Origin of the sequence: Caldicellulosiruptor obsidiansis OB47 (assembly GCF_000145215.1) — a bacterium.
GTDB classification, from domain to species: domain Bacteria; phylum Bacillota; class Thermoanaerobacteria; order Caldicellulosiruptorales; family Caldicellulosiruptoraceae; genus Caldicellulosiruptor; species Caldicellulosiruptor obsidiansis.
The window spans coordinates 404,888-425,000 of sequence record NC_014392.1; the positions used below are offsets into that span (position 1 = coordinate 404,888).

Consider the following 20,113-nt stretch of genomic DNA (forward strand, 5'->3'; position numbering starts at 1 on the left):
TTCTAACTCTTCTTTAAAATTTGATTTCTAAGGAGAATTAGTTAAATGGACAATGAAAACAAGGAAAAACTTCCTGCAAAAGAGCATGATTCCACTTTTAAACTTCTTTTTGAAAATCCTAAGGATGTTTATCTTTTGGTGAGCAAAATTATAAACTATAGTTGGGCGAACGAAATACGTGAAAGCTCAATTGAAATAAAAAAGACAAATTACATTACAAAGGAATTTTCGCAAGTAGAAGCAGATGTTGTAGCAAAAGCAAGGCTAAAAGACAGAGATATATATTTTTATATATTGATAGAAAATCAATCAACTATAGCAAAAGACATGCCTGAAAGGTTATTACGATATATGATTTCGATATGGGCAGAGGAAATACGAAATGGTGTTGAAAAACTGCCAGCTATTATTCCTATTGTAGTTTACAACGGGCTTGATAGAAGATGGGAAGTACCCACAGATATAGTTGGAGCATTTGATATTTTTAAGGATGATATTTTTAAGTACAAAGTTGTAGATATCGCTCAAGTTGACATTAAAAATTATTTAGAAGAGGAAGATGTTTTAACACCAATAATTTTCTATTTAGAACAGGTGAGGAATGACAGTAATGAATTAATTTGCAGATTACAAGAAATTGCTCAAAGCTTAATGAAGCTGAGTTTTAATAATATCGAAAGGTTTTTACTATGGTCACAGCATGTTATAAGACCAAGATTAGGAGAGAAGCAAAAGAAAGAATATGACAAGATTGTTGAGAGAGTAAAGCAAAAGGGGGTGGAGGTAATGGGTGAGTTTGTGTCAAATGTGGCAAGACTTTTGGATGAAACAAAAACAAAAGAGTTTTTAGCAGGAATTCAACAGGGAATTCAACAAGGTATTCAGCAAGAGAGAATAGAGACAGCAAAAAGAATGATTCAGTTAGGAATTTCGTATGAGGTCATCTCTAAGGCAACGAACCTTAGTATTGAGGAGATTGAAAAAATAGCACGCGAACAGATTAACTAAAGCTTAGACGACTTGAGAAACTTTATACACACAATTTCTTGCACAATGTATTTTAAAGTGCTATACTAAAAAGTGAAAAATTAAATATAGTGGTTTTAAGGGGGAGCTGAGCGGGGCAAAGCTCGGCTGAGAGTAGGCACTAAAAATCCCTGTGCCTTGACCCTTTGAACCTGATCCGGGTAATGCCGGCGAAGGGAGAAAACAGCGTTTAAGAGCCTTTAATGCAAAATAGTCCGGCATTAAAGGCTTTTTGTTTTGGAAAAAATAAAGTCTCCCACCATCAAAAGCTTTTCAAACAATAATTTTAAATTGGCTACCGGCAAAGGCGGCCTTTTGTTTTAAAGGAGGTGAAAGTCTTGATAAGGGTAAATGACAAAGAGATGGAGTTTTGCGGGAATGTTCTTGAGCTTTTGCTAAGTCTTAATTTAAATCCTCAAGTCTGTGCAGTTTTAGTCAATGGCGAAATTGTGAAAAAAAAGTTGTGGGAAAATTTATTGCTCAAAGACGGAGATTATGTTGAAATTGTCAGCTTTGTAGGCGGTGGTTAAGTGCTTCAAGTTTTGCAAGTTTAAAAACTATACGCAGAAAGGAGACGATTGATATGTTCGAGGTAGGTGGCAAGACCCTCAAATCAAGACTTTTTGTTGGCACAGGAAAGCTTCCTGACTACTCACTTATTGAAAAAATGTACTATGAGGCAGGGGTAGAAGTTTTTGCAGTAGCTGTGAGACGAATTGGGCCTAACACTAAGCATACCAAAAATGTGTTAGAATATATCCCTAAAGATGCAATAATCATGGTAAATACTTCAGGTGCGCAGGACCATAAAGAGGCTGTAAAGATTGCAATGATAGGAAGAGAGCTTACAAATTCCAACTGGGTAAAGGTTGAGATTGAAAAAGACACAAAGTATCTTTTCCCGGACAGTATTGAGACTTTGAAAGCCTGTGAAATTCTTGTAAAAGAAGGGTTCAAAGTATTTCCGTATATATACCCAGATTTAAATCTTGCAAAAGAACTTGAACAAATTGGTGTTGAGGCTGTCATGCCGCTTGGCTCACCAATTGGGACAAACAAAGGTATAGGTTGTGAAGTGCTTTTAAAACCAATTATAAACGAGATAAAAATCCCTGTCATAATTGATGCTGGGATAGGAAGACCATCTCACGCGGCAAAGGCTATGGAGATGGGAGCTGATGCTGTGCTTATCAACACAGCAATTGCAACATCTTCAGACCCTGTGAAAATGGCTTTAGCATTTTCTAAAGCTGTTGAGGCAGGAAGGCTTGCTTTTGAGGTTGGACTTTTGAAAGAATATGAGTATGCTCAAGCATCATCACCTTTGGAAGATTTTATAACAGGCTAAAATATATATTTCAAATATTTCAAACAAAAAAAGAAGGTGCTAAGTAAAAATGACAGAGTTTATAAGAAAAGCTCAAAAAGTTTGGGAAGAGTTTAAAGATTATGTTCCCACTTATGATGAAGTATGTGAGATCTTAGAAAAAGAAGTTGTAAGCATTGAAGATGTGGCAAAACTCTTGAATGTGGAAGATAAAAATTCAATCCTTCTTATGGCAAGTAAAGCCAAAAAGCTTACAAGAGAAAACTTTGGCAAGGTTATCCTCTTGTATGCGCCGCTGTATATCTCAAACTACTGTCAAAACGGATGTGTTTATTGCGGATTTTCTTGCAGGAAAAATTATAAAAGAGAAAAACTTGATCTTGATGAAATTGAAAATGAGCTAAGAAGTATGAAAGAAGAGGGTATCGATTCTGTTATAATCCTCACAGGAGAGGATAGAATACACTCTCCAGTTGACTATATTAAACAAGCTTGCAAAATAGCTGCAAATTATATGTCAGAGGTTTCGATTGAGGTTTATCCTCTTTTTGAAGAAGAGTATAGAAGTCTTGCAAACGCTGGTGTTGTGGGGATCACCATATATCAGGAGACTTATCAAAAAGAAGACTATGAGAAGCTGCATCCTTTTGGACCAAAGAAGGATTTTGAGTTCAGGCTCACTACTGTTGAAAGAGCCCTGTTGGCCGGATTTCATGAGGCATGCGTGGGACCGCTTTTAGGGCTGTCTCATCCCAAAAAAGATGTACTTTGTACTTTGCTTCATGCAGAGTATCTTCTTGACAAATTTCCCAAAACAGAAATTTCAGTTTCATTTCCGCGCGTAAGATCCGCAGGTACAGATTTTGTTCCAAAGTTTTTTGTTTCTGACAAGGAATTTATAAAATTTTTGATTGTTGCAAGGATCTATCTTCCAAGAGTTGGTATTGTTATATCCACAAGGGAAGATGCGCGACTTCGCGATGCGCTCATTGATGTGTGCATAACAAAGATGTCAGCAGGCTCTAAAACAACTGTCGGCGGATATGCAACGCAGGAAGAAAGAGATGCCCAGTTTGAGATTGAGGATAGAAGAAGCGTTGCTGAGGTTGTAGATAGTATAATAAGAAAAGGACTGAGGCCTGAGTTTACTAACTGGGTAAGGGGTGTAAACAGTTTATGAGCTTATTTGACCTTATGCTAAGAAACTATTTTGATGAAAAAATGCTTGAAAAACTCTCAAAAGTCAAAATTCTTATCATTGGCTGTGGTGGTCTTGGATCTAACATTGCAGTGTTGCTGGTTAGATGCGGTGTCAAAAATCTTACAATAGTCGATTTTGACAAAGTGGACATTTCAAACCTCAACAGGCAAAACTATTTCTTTTATCAAGTAGGAGAGGATAAAACCTCTGCACTCAAAGACATTCTTTCAAAGATAAATCCTTATGTAATTGTAAAAGCTGTGAACATGAAGGTTGATGAGTCGAACATAGATAGCTTGATTTTGGAACATGACATCATTGTTGAAGCTGTTGATAATGAACTTACCAAGGTTTTAATTTTCAGAAAGGCACATGAGCATGGTAAAAAGGTAGTGTTGGCATCAGGAATTGCAGGGTTTGGCGACTGTGAAAACATAAAAATCAAACGTGGCAAGAACTTTTCCATAGTGGGGGACTTTGTAACGTCAATAAAAGATAAAAAACCTCTTGCTCCAAAAGTAGTTGCAGTTGCTGCAATGCAGGCAGATGAGGTTTTGAGGATGGTGAGCGAACTTGAGTTTGACTAAAGAAGAAAAATTAGAGCTATTTTCCATATATACTATCTATGGAATGACAGCTGAGAAGTTTTCAAACGGAAGGTCTAATATTGAAGTTGTAAAAGCTATGCTTGACAGCGGCATAAAAATCATTCAGTACAGGGAAAAATACAAATCTTTGAAAGAAAAATACAAAGAATGTCTTGAGATAAGAAAGCTCACAGAAGATTATGGGGCCCTCTTAATTGTTAACGACCATGTAGACCTTTGCCAGATGGTAGGTGCAGATGGTGTTCATTTAGGGCAAGAAGACTTACCAGCAGATGAGGTGAGAAAACTTTTGGGCGATAAATTTATAATCGGTGTTACCACACACACAAAGGATCAAGTTTTGAAAGCAAAGGAAGATGGTGCTGACTATGTGGGTTTGGGACCAATCTTTGCAAGTTTTACAAAAGACAATCCACATCCACCAATTGGGCTTGAAATGGTAAGATGGGCAGCTGAAAACTCACCACTGCCTTTTGTTGCAATAGGTGGGATTAAAGAGCACAATTTAAAAGATGTCTTGGCAAATGGTGCAAGGTGTATCTGTGCTGTTACAGAGATTGTGGGTGCAGATGATATTCGCAAAAAGATAGAAAGCCTTTTTAAGATTTTGAGAAGTTTTGAAAGGAGCTGACAAAAAATGACTCAAATGAGCTTAGCAAAACAGGGGATATTTACAAGAGAGATGGAGCTTGCCATTAAAAATGAAGAGATATCTAAAAAAGAATTCTTGCAAAAGGTTGCAGAAGGTAAAATTGTAATTCCTGCTAACAGAAATAGAAAAAGAGAAAAATACTTTGCAATTGGAGAGGGAACATATGTTAAAATTAATGTTAATCTTGGAGTGTCAGAGGCATGTCCAAACTTTGATCTAGAGCGCCAAAAGCTTGAACTTGCCAAAAAATTTGATGTTGAATCTGTAATGGATTTGTCCAGTGGTCTTGATGCTTCAAACTTCAGAAAATACATTCTTCAAAACTATGATTTTATAGTAGGAACAGTACCGGTTTATCAGGTTGCATCAAGGCACGATGACATTACAAAGGTTGACAGCAAAGAGTTTATAGAAGAAATAGAAAGGCAGGCAGAAGAAGGAGTTGACTTTTTCACAATCCATGCAGGAATTACAAGAAAAGCTTTGGAGAGGCTTGAAAAAAATGAACGTTTGCTCAAAATTGTCTCAAGAGGCGGAGCACTTCTTTATAAATGGATGATGACAAACCGAAAAGAAAATCCTTTGTATGAACATTTTGATGAGATTTTAAAGATTTGCAAAAAACATGATGTTACAATAAGTCTTGGAGACAGTCTCAGACCCGGCGCGGTCTATGATGCAACAGACGCACTTCAGATAGAAGAGCTTATAAATCTTGGTGAACTTACAAAAATGGCTTGGAAAGAGGATGTGCAGGTGATGATAGAAGGACCAGGGCACATGAGAGCAAACGAGATTGCAGCAAACATGGTAATTCAAAAAAGGCTTTGCCACGGTGCACCGTTTTATGTTTTGGGTCCTCTTACAACAGACATTGCAGCAGGGTATGACCATATATCAGGTGCGATGGGAGCGCTCATTGCAGCTTTGAATGGAGCAGATTTTCTGTGTTATGTTACACCTGCTGAACATTTGAGACTTCCATCTTTAGAGGATGTCAAAGAAGGGATTGTAGCGTTCAAGATTGCTGCACACAGTGCAAATATAGCAAAAGGATTCAAAAAGCCACTTGAAAAGGATATTGAAATGTCAGTTGCAAGAAGAGACCTTGATTGGGAAAAGATGATAAGCATTTCAGTTGACCCTGAGAAGGCAAGAGAGTACAGAAGCAGTTTCACATCTGAGACATGTTCAATGTGTGGCAGGCTCTGTGCTGTAAAAAATTCAAGGGATGAGACCATTTTGTAAAAGCTGTGACATGTTTTTTCAGAGAAGGAGATGAAAGTAGAAAGATGAAAAAAGTACTCATAATTGCCGGGTTTGACCCCTCAGGTGGTGCAGGCGTTTTGCTTGACATAAAAGTTGTAAGGGCGTTGAATGGTTATGCAGCATCTGTAGTAACATCTTTGACAGTCCAGGATACTCAAAGGGTCTATGACTTAAAACCCATAGACCCTCATTTTTTTGAGTATCAGCTTCAAAAAGTGGTTGAAGATATAAAGCCAGATAGTGTCAAGATTGGACTTTTAGGAAGTTCTGAGATAGCAGTTGTTTTGCTGAGAAACTTAAAAAAATACAGTCTTAAAAACATAGTTTGTGACCCGGTTTTGAAGTCTACAAGCGGTTTTGAGTTTTGTAAAAGTGAGTTTGTAGAATTTTTAAAGTATGACTTTTTCAAAGCCTGTGATGTCATCACCCCAAACAAAAACGAAGCAGAACTCATTTTTGATGTGGAAATTAAAAATTTTGATGAAGATGTTCTAAGCTGCGTTCAGGAAAGAATGAAGAGAATGGGCATAAAATCATGCATCCTAAAAGGTGGTCATCTTGATGGCGAGCTTGCAGAGGATGTTTTGATAACTCAAAATGAAATTTATAGAGTCTCGGCTATAAAAAAGGGTTTGCCAGATGAGATTCACGGGACTGGCTGTGCATTTTCATCTGCATTTGCCACTTTCCTTGCAAAGGGATATAATATGTATGATGCATTAAAACAAACTAAGGATTTTATGATAGGCTTGATAAACGCTTCAGTAAAGATAGGAAATGGAAGATTAGTTTTAAATCCGTAATAATATTTTATAGAAAATTTTCCTTAAAGATTTTGATAGGAAGGTGTATGTCAAATTGGCAATAAAGTTTGAGCTAATAAAAAAGAGCAAGAAATCCAATGCAAGACGGGGAAGACTCTATACACCACACGGAGTGATTGAAACACCAGTTTTCATGCCGGTTGGAACGCAGGCAACTGTCAAGGCTATAATGCACAGAGACCTATACGAGATGGGTACACAGATAATCTTGGCAAACACATACCACCTTTATTTAAGACCTGGCGTAGATGTTATAAAAGAAGCAGGTGGGCTTCACAAGTTCATGAACTGGCAAAAACCAATTTTAACTGACAGTGGCGGGTTTCAAGTGTTTTCACTCAGCAAACTTCGAACAATAACAGAAGATGGTGTTGAGTTCAGGTCGCACATAGATGGTTCTCGGCACTTTTTCACACCCGAAAAGGTGATAGAGATACAAAACATTTTAGGTTCTGACATCATAATGGCGTTTGATGAGTGTGTGCCATACCCTGTTGATCATGAATATGCAAAATGGGCGGTTGAGAGGACTGCAAGGTGGCTAAAAAGGTGCAAAGCTCATCATAAAAACACTGAAAATCAGGCACTGTTTGGGATAGTGCAGGGTTCAACTTACAAGGATTTGAGGATAGAGAGTGCAAAGCGTACAGTTGAAGAAGACCTTCCCGGCTATGCGATAGGCGGGCTTTCTGTTGGTGAGCCAAAACAGCTCATGTATGAGATGATAGAAGTATTGCATCCAATCCTGCCAGAAGATAAACCTCGCTACTTGATGGGGGTTGGAACACCGGACTGCCTTTATGAATCTGTCATTCGCGGTGTTGACATGTTTGACTGCGTGTTTGCAACCCGCACTGCAAGAAATGGCACAGTTTTCACAAAAGAAGGACGAATGATTATCAAAAACGCTCAGTATGCAAAAGACTTTAGACCCATAGAAGAAGACTGTGACTGTTACACATGCCAGAACTTTACAAGAGCATATTTGAGACACCTGATCAAAGCTGAAGAAATCCTTGGTGCAATCCTTCTTTCCATCCACAACGTCAGGTTCTTGCTAAGGTTTATGGAAAAGCTGAGAAAGGATATTGAAGAGGATAGGATATAAAGTTTTAGCTTATCTATTTACATTGAATTTTATTTGCTTTTATGATTTTTCCTGAAGCTGTAATTATTCCATTTGCTGAAATAAAGCAAAACCATAATAAAGCATGGTTTTTGTATCTCAATGCTGCTTCGAAAGGTATATGTAATAAAATTGTTCCTAAAATTACAAGTCCACCTATAATAATTATTGAATTTGAAAAATTACAGTTTTTAATTTCTAAAATTAACCCTAAAAGAGCAGTAAATAGAATGATGTAATAATATATATCGAAGAGGAGTTTGATTATTTTATTGTTCTTGGGGAATATTAACTTCCCAGCAGTATTTTGCAATTGTGCGCCAGCAACATAATCATATGATTCATGATCAGCGTGCCACATAGTTATTATTTTGTCGGAAATAAAACTTATTATTTTTTTCTCTTTTATAAGGTTTTGAAGTCGGTTAAGACCAAGATTAAAAAATGTTTTTTGAGCTTGATTAGGACCTGTTTCTTTTATAAGTCTTCCGAATAGTTCTGAATCATTTTTATTCCACTGCCCATGAGAAGATATATTCATTCCAACATACAGATTCCAACCTATTCGGGTTGAGGCAATTTTTTGGTTAATTATTGATTCAATTATAATGTTTAGAGAGAATGATGCAAGAAGATAAGTTGCCAACATTATAAAAATGGCAATAAATTTAAAAAAATGTATATTGTTCATATCCTTTTTTAGAAAATTGTTGTTAGTTTCTTTGGAAAATACGATATAAAATAATGTCATTGCAATAAAAAGGATAATTCCATTTGGTCTGATACTACTTAACCAAGCAAGCAAAATACCAATAAAAGCCAGATTAAGATATTTAGTTTTTATACTTTTGAAAGCTCTTATATTTCTAAAAAACAAAAATATTGTAAATAGTGCCACAGTATTAAATAGGTTTTCTGTACATATTAATAAAGAATAAAATATTCTTGATGGCATCAAAGACCACATTATGGCAGCTATAAATCCCAATTGTTTTTTCCCTGCTTCTTTTCCAATAAGAAAAACAAAAATAACTGACATGGCAGACAATAATATACCTGTCAATTGCGCTGCTAAAATTGATGGACCAAAAATACGAAAAATAAACGACAAAAAAATAGGAAACATGATTGTATGAGGAAATGTTGCTATGTAATTTGGGATAAATATTTTACTATAAACTAAATGTTTTGCTATAAGATAATATGTTAAAAAATCGGATTTAGGTTCAACTTTAATTAAAAAAACTAATACTAAAGGGAGGGTTATCGAAATAGCAAAAAGGAAAAAAATAATGTGTTTTTCATTGAACTTTTCGATAATAATTTTCTTTAGGTTTAGAAATATGAGAAATATGCTGATAGTAATAACAAATAAAAATAAAATTGCACGCGACAAAGTTTTTGGGATTCTAGTCGGTAAAACATAATCTAGATAACCAACAATAAAAACTTTTTCAAACACAAAAACCACAAAAATAGTGATTATTGAATACAAAAAACATAAAAAAACCTTCTAAAATTAAAATTAACCATGGTTTGCTTATTATTTTTCATTATTTATAACGTCTCCTTATCACCGTATGTTAAATAAATTTGTTTGAGTTCCACGCTTTAAATATTTTAGCACAATCTTGTTAAGATTTCAACGATTTAGACTTACAGGACCGGACTTATATGTTACAACACCTGTATATTCGTTAATATTTGATAATGGACGTGGCCATTCACAAAATCTATAAGTGGTTTTCACATTAGCAACAATAGTTGTAATTTTTTGGGTGTACAAAAGTTCTCCTGTAAAAGTGTTTGTTGTACCAGGCGCATTTGGAGATGAGATGTTAAATAAATCATTTAAAAATGTTGTTGAATTTATTTTATTTTCTCCTGCTACGAATAATCTCATCCAAACATTTGAGCTTAAAGAAGATTGAAATTGAGCTCTTATAAATACAAATTTATAGTTACCAGTGACAAAATTTGTGTTTATTGCATATACAACTTGGGTTGAATAGGCAGGTATTGTAACATAAGTATATGAAGCATTAAAATAATCTCTCAATATAACTGGTGTTTTTTCAAATGCATTAGCTGATTGATTGCTTTGGATGTCCCATGCATTTCCACTACCTTTGAATGTAATTGTAACAGGTGAGTTATTGGAATTACGAATAGCAATTCCAACCATAAGTTTGTTGTTTGAGTTCCAACCATTGTATAAAATATGGTACATCTCCACATCTTTGGGCGTAGTGTTTAAAGAAGCACCCCATAGATAGAAAAGATCGTTGGGGGTAACGCTAAAACTTTCCGGGTTATCAGAATAAATAAAATTATTACCTCCGTTTAAAAATGAAACAGCAGTGTAACCAGAAGGTATAACAGCATACACCTTTACATAAAATGTAATTATTATAAGCAAACTTAGTAAAAAAACAAAGAATTTTTTCATAGGAAACACCTCCTAAATTAGTAATTAGTGTATTTTATGATAAAATAAAGTATAAAAACAATATGTTTTTGAATTAAATCACACAGTTATTTCCTCCTTTCTCAACCAACCAAAATTTTCTAATTTAATTGTAAAAAAACAATATTTTAATTTAACAAAAATTTAATTAAAATATTGGCTATTTGTAACAAATCTTTGTAAGTACGTCTTAAAATATTAATTTATAGAAAACGATAAATGTAAAAAAGACAATATTTTTTGATTTATTTCTTGACACAATGATTTTTTAAAATTACTATATTGCTAACAAAATATTATAGAGAATTATGAGTTTTGTATCTAACTACATACTACTGAGTATGAATATAAAATTTTAAATTTGAATGATTGAAAGAATTTTTTAAAATGTGTTTAAAGGAGTTGAAAAGGAATGTATCCCAAAGTATATTTTGTAATTCCATGTTACAATGAAGCAGAAATGCTTCCTTACACAATTGAGAAGATGTCACAAAAGTTCGATAGCCTTTTGAAGAATGGATTCATATCAAACGAGAGCAAGATTGTGTTTGTAGATGATGGAAGCAAGGATAATACCTGGCATCTTATAAAGGAAGCGGCAAAAGACAAAATGTTTGTTGGTGTAAAACTTTCAAGAAACTGCGGACACCAGAATGCTTTAATGGCTGGAATGAGCTATGCTCTGAAGTTTTGTGACTGTGTAATTACATTGGATGCTGATTTGCAGGATGATATAAACGTGATTGACGAGTTTATCAAAAAGTTTGAAGAAGGCTATGATATTGTGTATGGTGTTCGAAGCAACAGAAAAACTGATACATTTTTCAAAAGGTTTACAGCACAGAGTTTTTATAAGCTGATGCGGGCATTTGGAGTTGAAATTGTGTATAACCATGCTGATTACAGGCTTTTGAGTAAAAAAGCCTTGGAGTTTTTGATGCAGTTTGAAGAGAGAAATTTGTTCTTAAGGGGGCTAATCCCACTGATTGGGCTCAAATCAACAATTGTGTATTATGAAAGACAAGAAAGAATTGCAGGTAAGACAAAGTATCCACTCAAAAAAATGCTTTCTTTTGCCTTTGAAGGAATAACCTCATTTTCTGTAAAGCCAATAAAGTATATTACCTCTGCGGGATTTTTGATGTTTTTACTCAGCATTGCAATTTTGATATATGCGATAGTTCAAAAGATAAGAGGAGAAGCTGTCACAGGCTGGACTTCACTTACAATTTCAATTTGGTTTATAGGCGGGCTTCAGCTTGTTGCACTGGGATTGATTGGTGAGTATATAGGGAAGATTTATAAAGAGGTAAAGAGAAGACCGCTATATTTTATTGAGGAGATAGTTGAAGATGCACAAGAGCAGGAGTAGCTATAAAAGAAAGCTAATTTTAAAAATTCATTCAAAAATAGAAAAGCTGTTTGAGCTTATCAAATTTTCAATTGTAGGAGTTATAAATACAGCAATTGATTTTGCAGTCTTTTTTGTTTGCTATTCTATTTTGCATTTTGATTCTTCTTTCAGTCAGATTTTTGGCTATACAGCAGGAATGCTTAACAGTTTTTTAATGAACAAAAGGTGGACGTTTGAAGATAGGACAAGAGGGCGAAAAGTATTATTAAAAGCTGTCAAATTTGGCTTTACTAATATTATTTCATTGCTCCTCTCTATTGGAGTGCTAAAATTTTCAAAGTTATATCTGTCAAGCTCAATTTTAATTGCAAAAATACTTGCAACTTTATGTGCTCAAGGTATAAACTATATTTTATACAAGTTCTGGGTATTTACAAAAGCAGAGGTAAATGATGAAAGTGTCTAAAAAACTCTACGGAAAAGTATTTGAATATTTGGTTGCAATATTGCTTTTAAGTAGCATTTTTTTATCCTATCACTACAGAATTTTTGCTCTAACAGGGAAAAATTTCAGCCTATGGCTTTTGATTTTGTTAACACTGGGTGCTTTTTGCATTATGACTTTAGGGGCATACAAGCTAAAAGGCTTATTGTTCGCGAAGATAAATCTATTTACGATATTCTTTTTGATAGCCCTGCCAAGACTTTTGTGGGTATTTTTGGAGCACTTTTAAGGTTTATAAAAATCCATGGTTTGTAAAATTTACAAAAAGTCATCCAACAATTTTTTACATGCTTTCTCAGTTTTATTACTATACAATTTTGCTTTATATTTTCTTTGCATCTGTTTTCAGAAAAAAGAATAGTGACGATGAAGTTATTTTACTCACAAGCCTAATATTTTTTGGATGTGTTGCTGCTCATATCTTTTTAGAAGTTCAGCCGCGGTATCACTATCCAGCAATATTTACCCTCTTTTTGCTAAGTGGGATGTGTGCAGAAATTTTAGAGAAAAAGCCAAAAAAAGGATTTAAAAGTTTAAGTAAAACTCTCTTGGCCCCAAATCAGGTGCTTCTAAATTTTTATCCACTATCAGAAATCTTCGAATATCTAAACACAGGCTGCACTTGTTTAAAAATCTCTTTGAGGGTGTATAACCATAGTTTTCTTTTGCAAATTCAAAAAGCCCTTTCACTCCGTGGGTGTAGAGGAGACTTACAAAAAAGTATTTGCTCGTGTCAAGCTCTTTTCCAAGATCATCTATGGAGATTCTGAAGCCTACACATGGATTTGGAATGAAATTGCCAAAAAGGTCCATGTGAAAATGGCTTTTGCTGTAAAGCTCAAAACATGCAGATGAGTTTTTAATTATCTCATCAGCAGTTTTTGTGGGAAAATACTCTTCAAATGTTTTAATTGCTCTGCCGTTTAGAGTAAGATAATACCTTTGAGGAAGATACCTTATGTAGTTTTCTCCAAATATATCTTTGTATTCAGAAAGAGAATGAGTCTTGTCTATATTCAGCCTTCTAATTTCATTTGCAAAGCTTTCAATCCAGGGGAAAATTCCAATACCAACTTCATCCAAGAGCTGTATTAACCTTAAAACCTTTTTAAATGGAATATATTCATTGTGAAAAGGGCTGATTGAGACAAGTATTGTTTCGATTCCAAGATTTTTTAATTCTCTTAACTTTCTTTTTACATCATCTTCATTTTCTACCCACGAGGCATTTGTCTCTATGTACTCAATATAAACATCATTTTCATTTGCTTTTTGGATAACTTTCTTTAACCCTTCAAAGTTCAAAAAAGGCTCTCCACCGCCTATGTGAACCGAGAAAACTCCAAAGTTTTTTAAGGTCTTGAATACTTTGTCTGCCATCTCCTCTGTCATGTATTCTTTTTTCCATGATGGAGAACTATTGTAAAGGCAGTGTTTGCAAGCAGAAGAACAGTAGTAGTTTGTGATAACACCGCCTGAAAAAAGCCTTTCAATTTTAAGTCTTGAAACAAATTTTTCCAATCTTTACAACCTCCTTTTTAGTTTTTCAAAAGTGCTTGCCTATTTTTTGATAACTGTTATAATATTATTATGCATAATTTTAATTTGAAAAATCAAATGGTGGCAGGGGGATAAAAAATTTATGAGTTTGAGCAATCTATTATTAGAAATTGCGTATGCAGCAGGCAATCAAAGCTCTCAGCAGCAGGCACCAGCAGGAGCGACAGCACTTGCTCTGCTTGCACAGTTCATACCTCTTATATTGATGTTTGTAGTTCTTTACCTTCTCATAATTGTTCCGCAGAGAAGAAGGGAAAAACAGTTCAGAGAGATGATTAATTCTTTAATAGTGGGAGATGAGATAGTTACAAACGCTGGAATTATCGGTAAAATTGTAAATATAAAGGATGATATTTTAACAATTGAGGTTGGGGCAGACAGGGTAAAGCTCAAAATTTACAAGTGGGCGGTCAAAGAGGTTTTGAAAAAGGCTGAACCAAAAGACTAAAAATATAAATGGTTCTGAGGGCTTGAAGTCTTCAGAGCCATTTATTTTTTAAATGTAATTAAACAACTTAAAAAGGAGTGAATTTAGCCATCACAAAAACTGAGCTTTTAAATCTTCTCAAAAAATATGAACTTTCTCCGAATAAAAAACTTGGTCAAAACTTTTTGATTGATGAAAATGTAGTAAGAAAAATTATTTTATTTTCTCAGACAGAAGGGAAAGAAGTTATTGAGATAGGTGCAGGACCTGGAACACTTACGATTTATTTGGCAAAGACTGCACAGAAAGTGTTCGCTGTTGAGATTGACAAAAAAATATTGAATGTCTTAAAAGAGGTTTGCCAGAACCTTTCAAACGTTCAAATAGTAAATAGTGACTTTCTTGAACTTAATGTTAAAAATTTAACAAAAGGCAACAAGATATATGTTGTTGGCAATCTGCCATATTATGTCACATCTCAGATACTCTTTAAACTTTTTGAAGAAAGAGAATGCATAGAAAAGTTTACAATCATGGTTCAAAAAGAGGTTGCGCAAAGGCTTTTGGCAGAACCAGGAACAAAAGAGTATGGAAATCTCACAGTTGCAATGAACTTTTACTGTGAGATAGAGGATTACTTTTATGTTAGCAAAAATGTTTTTTATCCAAAACCGGAGGTTGACTCTACGGTCTTGAGAGCAAGGTTCAAAATTGAAAAGCCAAATATTGATGAAAAGAAGTTTTTTAAAATAGTCCATGCATGTTTTTCGACCCGCCGGAAGACAATTTTGAATGCTCTTTCAAATCATTTTGACATTGAAAAAGATAAATTGAAGAGAATAATCAACATGGCAGAGGTTGATGAAAATTTAAGAGCAGAGGACTTATCATTGGATGACTATATAAGACTTTACAAATGCTTTGAAGAAGAATTTCTGAAAAGTTAAAAGGAACTCTTAATACCTGGTAATAAATGCAATTCGAGAAAGAGACAAATTTCATTTATATTTTAAAAAAATATTTTGTTTTTGACAATTTCAACTTTAATAATGTATAATATAATACAAATTGCAATTCTCATAAACAAAACTTGCAAGGTGGTGGAAAAAGGTGGTAAAGGTGAATTTACATCCGTCAGTGTACGAATGGATTGATGAGATGGCAAAAATCACAAAACCCGATAAGATTGTCTGGATAGATGGTTCTGAGGAAGAAAAACAAAGGCTTATAAAAGAAGCACTTGAGACTGGAGAACTTATGGAACTTAACCAAGAGAAGCTTCCAGGATGTTACCTTCACCGAACACATCCGAGCGATGTTGCAAGGGTTGAAGACAGAACGTTTATCTGCACACCAACAAAAGAAGAAGCAGGTCCAACTAATAACTGGATGGACCCAAAGGAAGCTTACAAGATGCTTTACTCACTTTTTGACGGGTCCATGAGAGGAAGAACAATGTATGTTGTGCCATATTTAATGGGACCTGTTGGTTCACCATATTCGAAGGTGGGCATTGAGCTTACAGACAGCATATATGTTGTCTTGAACCTCAGAATCATGGCAAGAATTGGCGATGTGGCACTTAAAGCCTTAGGAAGTTCACCTGATTTTGTAAAAGGACTTCACTCCAAAGCAAACCTTGACCCAGAAAAGAGATATATCTGTCATTTTCCGCAGGACAACACCATTATGAGTGTTAACTCAGGTTATGGTGGAAATGTTATTCTATCCAAGAAATGTTTTGCGCTCAGAATTGCAAGCTATCTGGGAAAAAAAGAAGGCTGGCTTGCAGAACACATGCTCATTGTTGGAGTTGAAGACCCGAGTGGAAATGTAACATACATTGCAGGTGCTTTTCCAAGTGCGTGTGGTAAGACAAATCTTGCAATGTTAATTCCGCCAGAGCCTCTTAAAAAGCTTGGTTACAAAGTGTGGACTGTTGGAGATGACATTGCATGGATGAGGATTGGCGAGGATGGAAGACTGTGGGCTATCAACCCTGAAGCAGGGTTTTTTGGAGTTGCACCTGGTACAAGTTATAAGACAAATCCGAATGCTATGGAGACTATAAAGAGAAATACCATATATACAAATGTGCTTTTAAAAGAGGATGGAACAGTATGGTGGGAAGGCATGGATGGAGAGCCACCAGAGAGAGGTATTGACTGGCTTGGAAGACCATGGACAAAAGACAGCGGTGAAAAGGGTGCACATCCGAATGCAAGATTTACAGCACCAGCAAGCCAGTGTCCTTCAATTTCAAAGGAGTGGGAAAATCCGAAAGGTGTACCTATTTCGGCAATAATATTTGGTGGCAGACGCGCAAAGGTTGCTCCACTTGTATATGAAGCATTTGACTGGCAACACGGTGTGTATGTTGGTGCTACAATGGCATCTGAAACAACTGCTGCTGCAATGGGAAAAGTTGGTGTTGTTCGACGCGACCCAATGGCAATGCTTCCGTTCTGTGGATATAATATGGCTGATTATTTTGCGCATTGGCTTGAGATGGGCAAGAAGATTCCAAATCCACCAAGGATCTTCCATGTAAACTGGTTCAGACAGGATGAAAATGGCAAGTTTATCTGGCCAGGATTTGGTGAAAATTTGAGGGTTCTTAAATGGATAATTGAAAGATGCGAAGGAAAGGTTTCGGCAAAAGAGACTCCAATTGGTTATGTGCCATATGTTGATGATCTTTACTTAGATGGTATTGATATAGACAAAGAGACAGTAGAAAAGCTTCTTGAGATAGATAAAGAATTGTGGTTAAAAGAGGCTGAGGATTCAAGAGAGTTTTTAAGCCAGTTTGGAGACAGGTTACCGAAAGAACTTATAGAAGAGAATGAAAAACTAAAACAAAGACTTTCAAAATAGAAATAAATCACCTAACATAAGGCCTCCTTCATATACTGATATAAAGGCTACTGAAGGAGGTCTTTTGTTTTGATAGAAAATTTGCCGTTCACAAGATTTGTTGTAATCTTAAAAGGAATTGAACAGAAAGGAAAAATCCCGTTTGGATATGTCAAGGTTCAGGCAATTGTAGACAGTACTAACTTGGAAATTGTTATCCAGGGATTAGAAGAGACGGAGGATAAGATTACTTTTTGGGGTGTTGTAAAAAAATCAGGTGAATATTATCCGACGTTTTTGACTACTCTTTCAAAACCAGAAAAAGGGACTATTACTCAGATTCTTACCACAAGCAGGTTTAATTTGTTCAGAACAGGCTGGAAGCTCACTGACCTTGTCGGATTTGCTGTTGCAAAAGAGAGAAAAGGAAAACCCAGTTTCATTTTGATAGGAAGTTTTGATGATAATGATTTATATGAGATGGAGAAAGATATTTTAAAAGGTTTTGAAAAAGGTGAAAGTAATAAAAATCAAGACAAAAAAGATATGAATAATCACGATGAGAAAAACAAAGAGGAAACAGAGAAAGAAGAAAAGGTAGAAAGCTCTTTCTCAAAGGATGATGACAAGCTGAGTGAAGATCACAATGAAGATATTGAAAAAGAAATGGTGCAAGCAAAAGAACAGGAGGCAGAAGATGAGTTGGGGTCAGAATCAGTCGAAAATTCAGAAAAAGATGAAGATTCTTCTGAGATAGTGGAAAATTCTACAAGGGAACTTCAAAAGATTTGCCAGGATGAGAGCAGAGAAGAAAACTTTCATTTCGATGTTGAAAAAAATTACTGCATATTAGAGTTTGGTGACAAAAAAATTTGGAAGAGAATTTTTGAAGAGTTGAAAGAAAAGTGTGAAAGATTTGACCCGTTTTCTGACGATAAGGTCAAATGGTTTAAGATTGAGAAAAAGGATATAATCAGCATATCTCATATGCATCCATTTTTGTATGTTATATTTAACCCATTTGTATTCAATCTTGTATCTGAACATGGGTATTTGATTATCGGTTATAGGAGGTCCAAAAGAAAAAGAGATAGAGTCGAGATTTTAGTTCCAGCAGAGTTTTCAGAGGAGACAGAAAAGGTTGCAAAGTCGTTTGGATTTTCAGAGTTTGTCACAAGAGATGGGAAAGTCATGGATGGTAAAGAAGGTTACTTTAAGATGAGTTTAGAGCTTATAGAGAAGGAAGAATAAGGAGTTATGGACTGGGCTTGTATTTTGTCTGGCGGTGCGGGTGTCAGACTTTGGCCAAAGAGCAGGAAAACATTTCCAAAGCAATTTTTACGAATTATAGGTGATAAAAGTTTTCTTGAAATGACTTATGACAGGGTAAAGAGAATAATACCGCCAGAGAAAATTCATATAGTCACCCATATAAACTATCGTGAACATCTCAGAATGCTTCTCAAAAATGTGAATGACGAAAATTTGATTTTTGAACCTGAACAAAAAGAGACACTTGCATGCGTAAGCTTGGCATGTATCCATATTTTAAAAAAGGACCCAGATAGCGTTTTAGGAATTTTTCCTTCTGATCATTTCATATCAAAAATAGACAAATTTGAAAGTGCTATTAAAAAGGGTTATGAGATTGCCAAAAAAGGTCATATAGTTTGTTTTGGAATTGCTCCAACAAGAGCCGATACAAACTACGGATATATCAAATTGGGAAAAGAACTTGAAAAGGGAGTATTTACAGCTGAAAGATTTGTTGAAAAACCTGATGCAAAGAGAGCAAGGTATTTAATAAAATCAAGATACTTTTGGAACAGTGGCATTTATATTTTCAAACCATCTATATTTTTGAAAGAGTTAAAAAGATACATGCCCAACTGCTATGATGTTTTTATGAGAATATTCTCTTCAATTTCCACTGATGGTTACATTGATGAACTGAAAAAAGGGTATAAACTTTTGGATAAAATTTCCGTAGACAAGGCAATTATGGAAAAGACAAAAAGACTTGTTGTTTTGACAGCTGATTTTGAATGGGACGATGTTGGCAGCTGGTGTGCGTTTGAGAGGATTTTGTCAAAAGATGAAAATGGAAATGTTATCAAGGCAGAAGCAATAACAAATGAGACAAAAAACTGCATAATTTTTTCAGATAAATTTGTAATAGCTCTTGGGATAAAAGATATTATTCTCATCTCGGTTGACGATGCAATTCTTGTCTCTCACAAGTCAAAGGAAAGAGAGATTAAAGAGATAATTCAAACCATAGCGCTAAACGAAAAATATAAAAAGTATCTGTAAAGTTTCAGGTATCAAAATAGAAGAGTTTGCATATTATAAATTAAGTAGAGGAAGGTTTAAAACTCATCAAAAATGAGATTTTATAACTACAACAGGCGCAGGTGCCAAAAGGCATTAGTCCTTTTGGCTTTTTTAATCTTTGCACTATTTACTTTGGCTATCTTTATAGAAGTTTGGCTGGAAAACTATCTAATAGAAGCATTTGAAGACAAGGCGAAACAAAAAATTATAGAGGTTACAAACCAAGCAGTGTTACAGGTTTTGCAGCAGCAAAAAATAAAGTATGATGATGTAGTCAAGGTTGAGAAAGGCGAAAATTCTTCGCTTATAAAAATTGATACGGTGGTACTAAATAAAGAAGCAGCAAATTTAATTCTTGTGATAAACCAAAAGGTAAAAATGCTCACCCCTCTTCAGGTAGAATTTAGAATGGGCAATATTTTCAACAACATGTTTTTTAATCAATTTGGCCCACTACTAAGAGGAAATGTTATGTACATATCAGCAGTTTCATATAACTGGCAGTCTGATTTTAATTCAGCAGGGATTAATCAAACTGTCCACAGGATATATTTGAACTTAAAATTTGAAGGACACT

21 protein-coding genes and 1 riboswitch (1 of these 22 only partly in view) are annotated in these 20,113 nt (G+C 35.0%); of the genes, 18 read left to right on the plus strand and 3 right to left on the minus strand.

The window, feature by feature from the left end; genetic code table 11:
- The first annotated feature begins 45 nt into the window (after positions 1–45).
- The 9 genes from COB47_RS01605 to tgt all read left to right on the plus strand — a co-directional run bounded on the left by COB47_RS01605 (position 46) and on the right by tgt (position 8,015).
- On the plus strand, positions 46–1,008 hold the full coding sequence (locus COB47_RS01605; protein ID WP_013289679.1) for an Rpn family recombination-promoting nuclease/putative transposase: 963 nt from the start codon (positions 46–48) through the stop codon (positions 1,006–1,008).
- A gap of 89 nt (positions 1,009–1,097) precedes the next feature.
- A riboswitch (TPP riboswitch) is annotated at positions 1,098–1,222 on the plus strand.
- 142 nt (positions 1,223–1,364) lie between these two features.
- Positions 1,365–1,556, plus strand: a complete 192-nt coding sequence (gene thiS, locus COB47_RS01610) for a sulfur carrier protein ThiS (protein ID WP_013289680.1) — start codon at positions 1,365–1,367, stop codon at positions 1,554–1,556.
- Between the two features lie 53 nt (positions 1,557–1,609).
- On the plus strand, positions 1,610–2,374 hold the full coding sequence (locus COB47_RS01615; protein ID WP_013289681.1) for a thiazole synthase: 765 nt from the start codon (positions 1,610–1,612) through the stop codon (positions 2,372–2,374).
- A 49-nt stretch (positions 2,375–2,423) separates the two neighbouring features.
- Complete coding sequence (gene thiH, locus COB47_RS01620) at positions 2,424–3,533, plus strand: 2-iminoacetate synthase ThiH (RefSeq protein WP_013289682.1); 1,110 nt, start codon at positions 2,424–2,426, stop codon at positions 3,531–3,533.
- Positions 3,530–4,141, plus strand: a complete 612-nt coding sequence (gene thiF / locus COB47_RS01625; RefSeq protein WP_013289683.1) for a sulfur carrier protein ThiS adenylyltransferase ThiF — start codon at positions 3,530–3,532, stop codon at positions 4,139–4,141. The genes thiH and thiF overlap by 4 nt, the downstream gene beginning before the upstream one ends.
- Entirely contained in the window at positions 4,128–4,793 is a 666-nt protein-coding gene (thiE, locus tag COB47_RS01630; RefSeq protein WP_193343285.1) for a thiamine phosphate synthase, read from the plus strand. Before thiF ends, thiE begins: the two co-directional genes overlap by 14 nt.
- Before the next feature lie 6 nt (positions 4,794–4,799).
- Positions 4,800–6,062, plus strand: coding sequence for a phosphomethylpyrimidine synthase ThiC (gene thiC / locus COB47_RS01635; RefSeq protein WP_013289685.1), 1,263 nt, complete (start codon positions 4,800–4,802; stop codon positions 6,060–6,062).
- Positions 6,063–6,106: 44 nt separating this feature from the next.
- Positions 6,107–6,886 (plus strand): bifunctional hydroxymethylpyrimidine kinase/phosphomethylpyrimidine kinase, encoded by a 780-nt coding sequence (gene thiD / locus COB47_RS01640; RefSeq protein WP_013289686.1) that lies wholly within the window; start codon positions 6,107–6,109, stop codon positions 6,884–6,886.
- A 55-nt stretch (positions 6,887–6,941) separates the two neighbouring features.
- Positions 6,942–8,015 carry a tRNA guanosine(34) transglycosylase Tgt gene (gene tgt / locus COB47_RS01645; protein WP_013289687.1) on the plus strand — a complete coding sequence of 358 codons (1,074 nt, stop codon included), beginning with the start codon at positions 6,942–6,944 and terminating at the stop codon, positions 8,013–8,015.
- A gap of 13 nt (positions 8,016–8,028) precedes the next feature.
- Here tgt and COB47_RS01650 read toward each other — a convergent pair whose 3' ends face one another.
- Both COB47_RS01650 and COB47_RS01655 read right to left on the minus strand, forming a co-directional pair.
- Entirely contained in the window at positions 8,029–9,528 is a 1,500-nt protein-coding gene (locus COB47_RS01650) for an ArnT family glycosyltransferase (protein ID WP_013289688.1), read from the minus strand.
- A gap of 147 nt (positions 9,529–9,675) precedes the next feature.
- On the minus strand, positions 9,676–10,482 hold the full coding sequence (locus tag COB47_RS01655) for a hypothetical protein (RefSeq protein ID WP_013289689.1): 807 nt from the start codon (positions 10,480–10,482) through the stop codon (positions 9,676–9,678).
- A gap of 430 nt (positions 10,483–10,912) precedes the next feature.
- Here COB47_RS01655 and COB47_RS01660 point away from each other — a divergent pair, with 430 nt between their 5' ends.
- From COB47_RS01660 to COB47_RS12460, 3 genes are read left to right on the plus strand one after another with little or no spacing between them, the layout of a single operon-like run.
- Positions 10,913–11,872 carry a glycosyltransferase family 2 protein gene (locus COB47_RS01660; protein WP_013289690.1) on the plus strand — a complete coding sequence of 320 codons (960 nt, stop codon included), beginning with the start codon at positions 10,913–10,915 and terminating at the stop codon, positions 11,870–11,872.
- A complete protein-coding gene (locus tag COB47_RS01665) occupies positions 11,853–12,320 on the plus strand; it encodes a GtrA family protein (protein WP_013289691.1) in 468 nt (155 codons plus the stop codon). The genes COB47_RS01660 and COB47_RS01665 overlap by 20 nt, the downstream gene beginning before the upstream one ends.
- Positions 12,307–12,588: a hypothetical protein gene (locus COB47_RS12460; protein WP_041742353.1), complete on the plus strand. Its 282-nt coding sequence runs from the start codon at positions 12,307–12,309 to the stop codon at positions 12,586–12,588. Before COB47_RS01665 ends, COB47_RS12460 begins: the two co-directional genes overlap by 14 nt.
- A 296-nt stretch (positions 12,589–12,884) precedes the next feature.
- Here the strand turns inward: COB47_RS12460 and COB47_RS01675 are convergent, their stop codons facing one another.
- Positions 12,885–13,880 (minus strand): radical SAM protein, encoded by a 996-nt coding sequence (locus COB47_RS01675; protein ID WP_013289692.1) that lies wholly within the window; start codon positions 13,878–13,880, stop codon positions 12,885–12,887.
- A 121-nt stretch (positions 13,881–14,001) separates the two neighbouring features.
- Between COB47_RS01675 and yajC the strand changes: the two genes are divergently transcribed.
- The 6 genes from yajC to yunB all read left to right on the plus strand — a co-directional run.
- Positions 14,002–14,367 carry a preprotein translocase subunit YajC gene (gene yajC, locus COB47_RS01680; protein WP_013289693.1) on the plus strand — a complete coding sequence of 122 codons (366 nt, stop codon included), beginning with the start codon at positions 14,002–14,004 and terminating at the stop codon, positions 14,365–14,367.
- 77 nt (positions 14,368–14,444) lie between these two features.
- On the plus strand, positions 14,445–15,293 hold the full coding sequence (gene rsmA, locus COB47_RS01685) for a 16S rRNA (adenine(1518)-N(6)/adenine(1519)-N(6))-dimethyltransferase RsmA (RefSeq protein ID WP_013289694.1): 849 nt from the start codon (positions 14,445–14,447) through the stop codon (positions 15,291–15,293).
- Positions 15,294–15,456: 163 nt separating this feature from the next.
- Positions 15,457–17,223 carry a phosphoenolpyruvate carboxykinase (GTP) gene (locus COB47_RS01690; protein WP_013289695.1) on the plus strand — a complete coding sequence of 589 codons (1,767 nt, stop codon included), beginning with the start codon at positions 15,457–15,459 and terminating at the stop codon, positions 17,221–17,223.
- Between the two features lie 69 nt (positions 17,224–17,292).
- The gene (locus COB47_RS01695) at positions 17,293–18,453 is read left to right on the plus strand and encodes a hypothetical protein (protein WP_013289696.1); all 1,161 of its coding nucleotides are present in this window, start codon (positions 17,293–17,295) and stop codon (positions 18,451–18,453) included.
- Positions 18,454–18,459: 6 nt separating this feature from the next.
- A complete protein-coding gene (locus COB47_RS01700; RefSeq protein WP_013289697.1) occupies positions 18,460–19,515 on the plus strand; it encodes a mannose-1-phosphate guanylyltransferase in 1,056 nt (351 codons plus the stop codon).
- Between the two features lie 72 nt (positions 19,516–19,587).
- Positions 19,588–20,113, plus strand: the 5' portion of a protein-coding gene (gene yunB, locus COB47_RS01705; protein ID WP_013289698.1) for a sporulation protein YunB. The gene runs 104 nt beyond the window's last position; only the first 526 of its 630 coding nucleotides appear in the window; its start codon is at positions 19,588–19,590; the stop codon falls past the right edge of the window.

Coding starts and splice junctions, on each gene's coding strand:
- yajC (WP_013289693.1), top strand. CDS start 14,002: ATGAGTTTGAGCAATCTATTATTAGAAATTGCGTATGCAGCAGGCAAT.
- COB47_RS12460 (WP_041742353.1), top strand. CDS start 12,307: ATGAAAGTGTCTAAAAAACTCTACGGAAAAGTATTTGAATATTTGGTT.
- COB47_RS01700 (WP_013289697.1), top strand. CDS start 18,460: ATGGACTGGGCTTGTATTTTGTCTGGCGGTGCGGGTGTCAGACTTTGG.
- COB47_RS01665 (WP_013289691.1), top strand. CDS start 11,853: ATGCACAAGAGCAGGAGTAGCTATAAAAGAAAGCTAATTTTAAAAATT.
- COB47_RS01660 (WP_013289690.1), top strand. CDS start 10,913: ATGTATCCCAAAGTATATTTTGTAATTCCATGTTACAATGAAGCAGAA.
- thiD (WP_013289686.1), top strand. CDS start 6,107: ATGAAAAAAGTACTCATAATTGCCGGGTTTGACCCCTCAGGTGGTGCA.
- thiH (WP_013289682.1), top strand. CDS start 2,424: ATGACAGAGTTTATAAGAAAAGCTCAAAAAGTTTGGGAAGAGTTTAAA.
- COB47_RS01615 (WP_013289681.1), top strand. CDS start 1,610: ATGTTCGAGGTAGGTGGCAAGACCCTCAAATCAAGACTTTTTGTTGGC.
- thiF (WP_013289683.1), top strand. CDS start 3,530: ATGAGCTTATTTGACCTTATGCTAAGAAACTATTTTGATGAAAAAATG.
- COB47_RS01655 (WP_013289689.1), bottom strand. CDS start 10,482: ATGAAAAAATTCTTTGTTTTTTTACTAAGTTTGCTTATAATAATTACA.
- COB47_RS01605 (WP_013289679.1), top strand. CDS start 46: ATGGACAATGAAAACAAGGAAAAACTTCCTGCAAAAGAGCATGATTCC.
- thiC (WP_013289685.1), top strand. CDS start 4,800: ATGACTCAAATGAGCTTAGCAAAACAGGGGATATTTACAAGAGAGATG.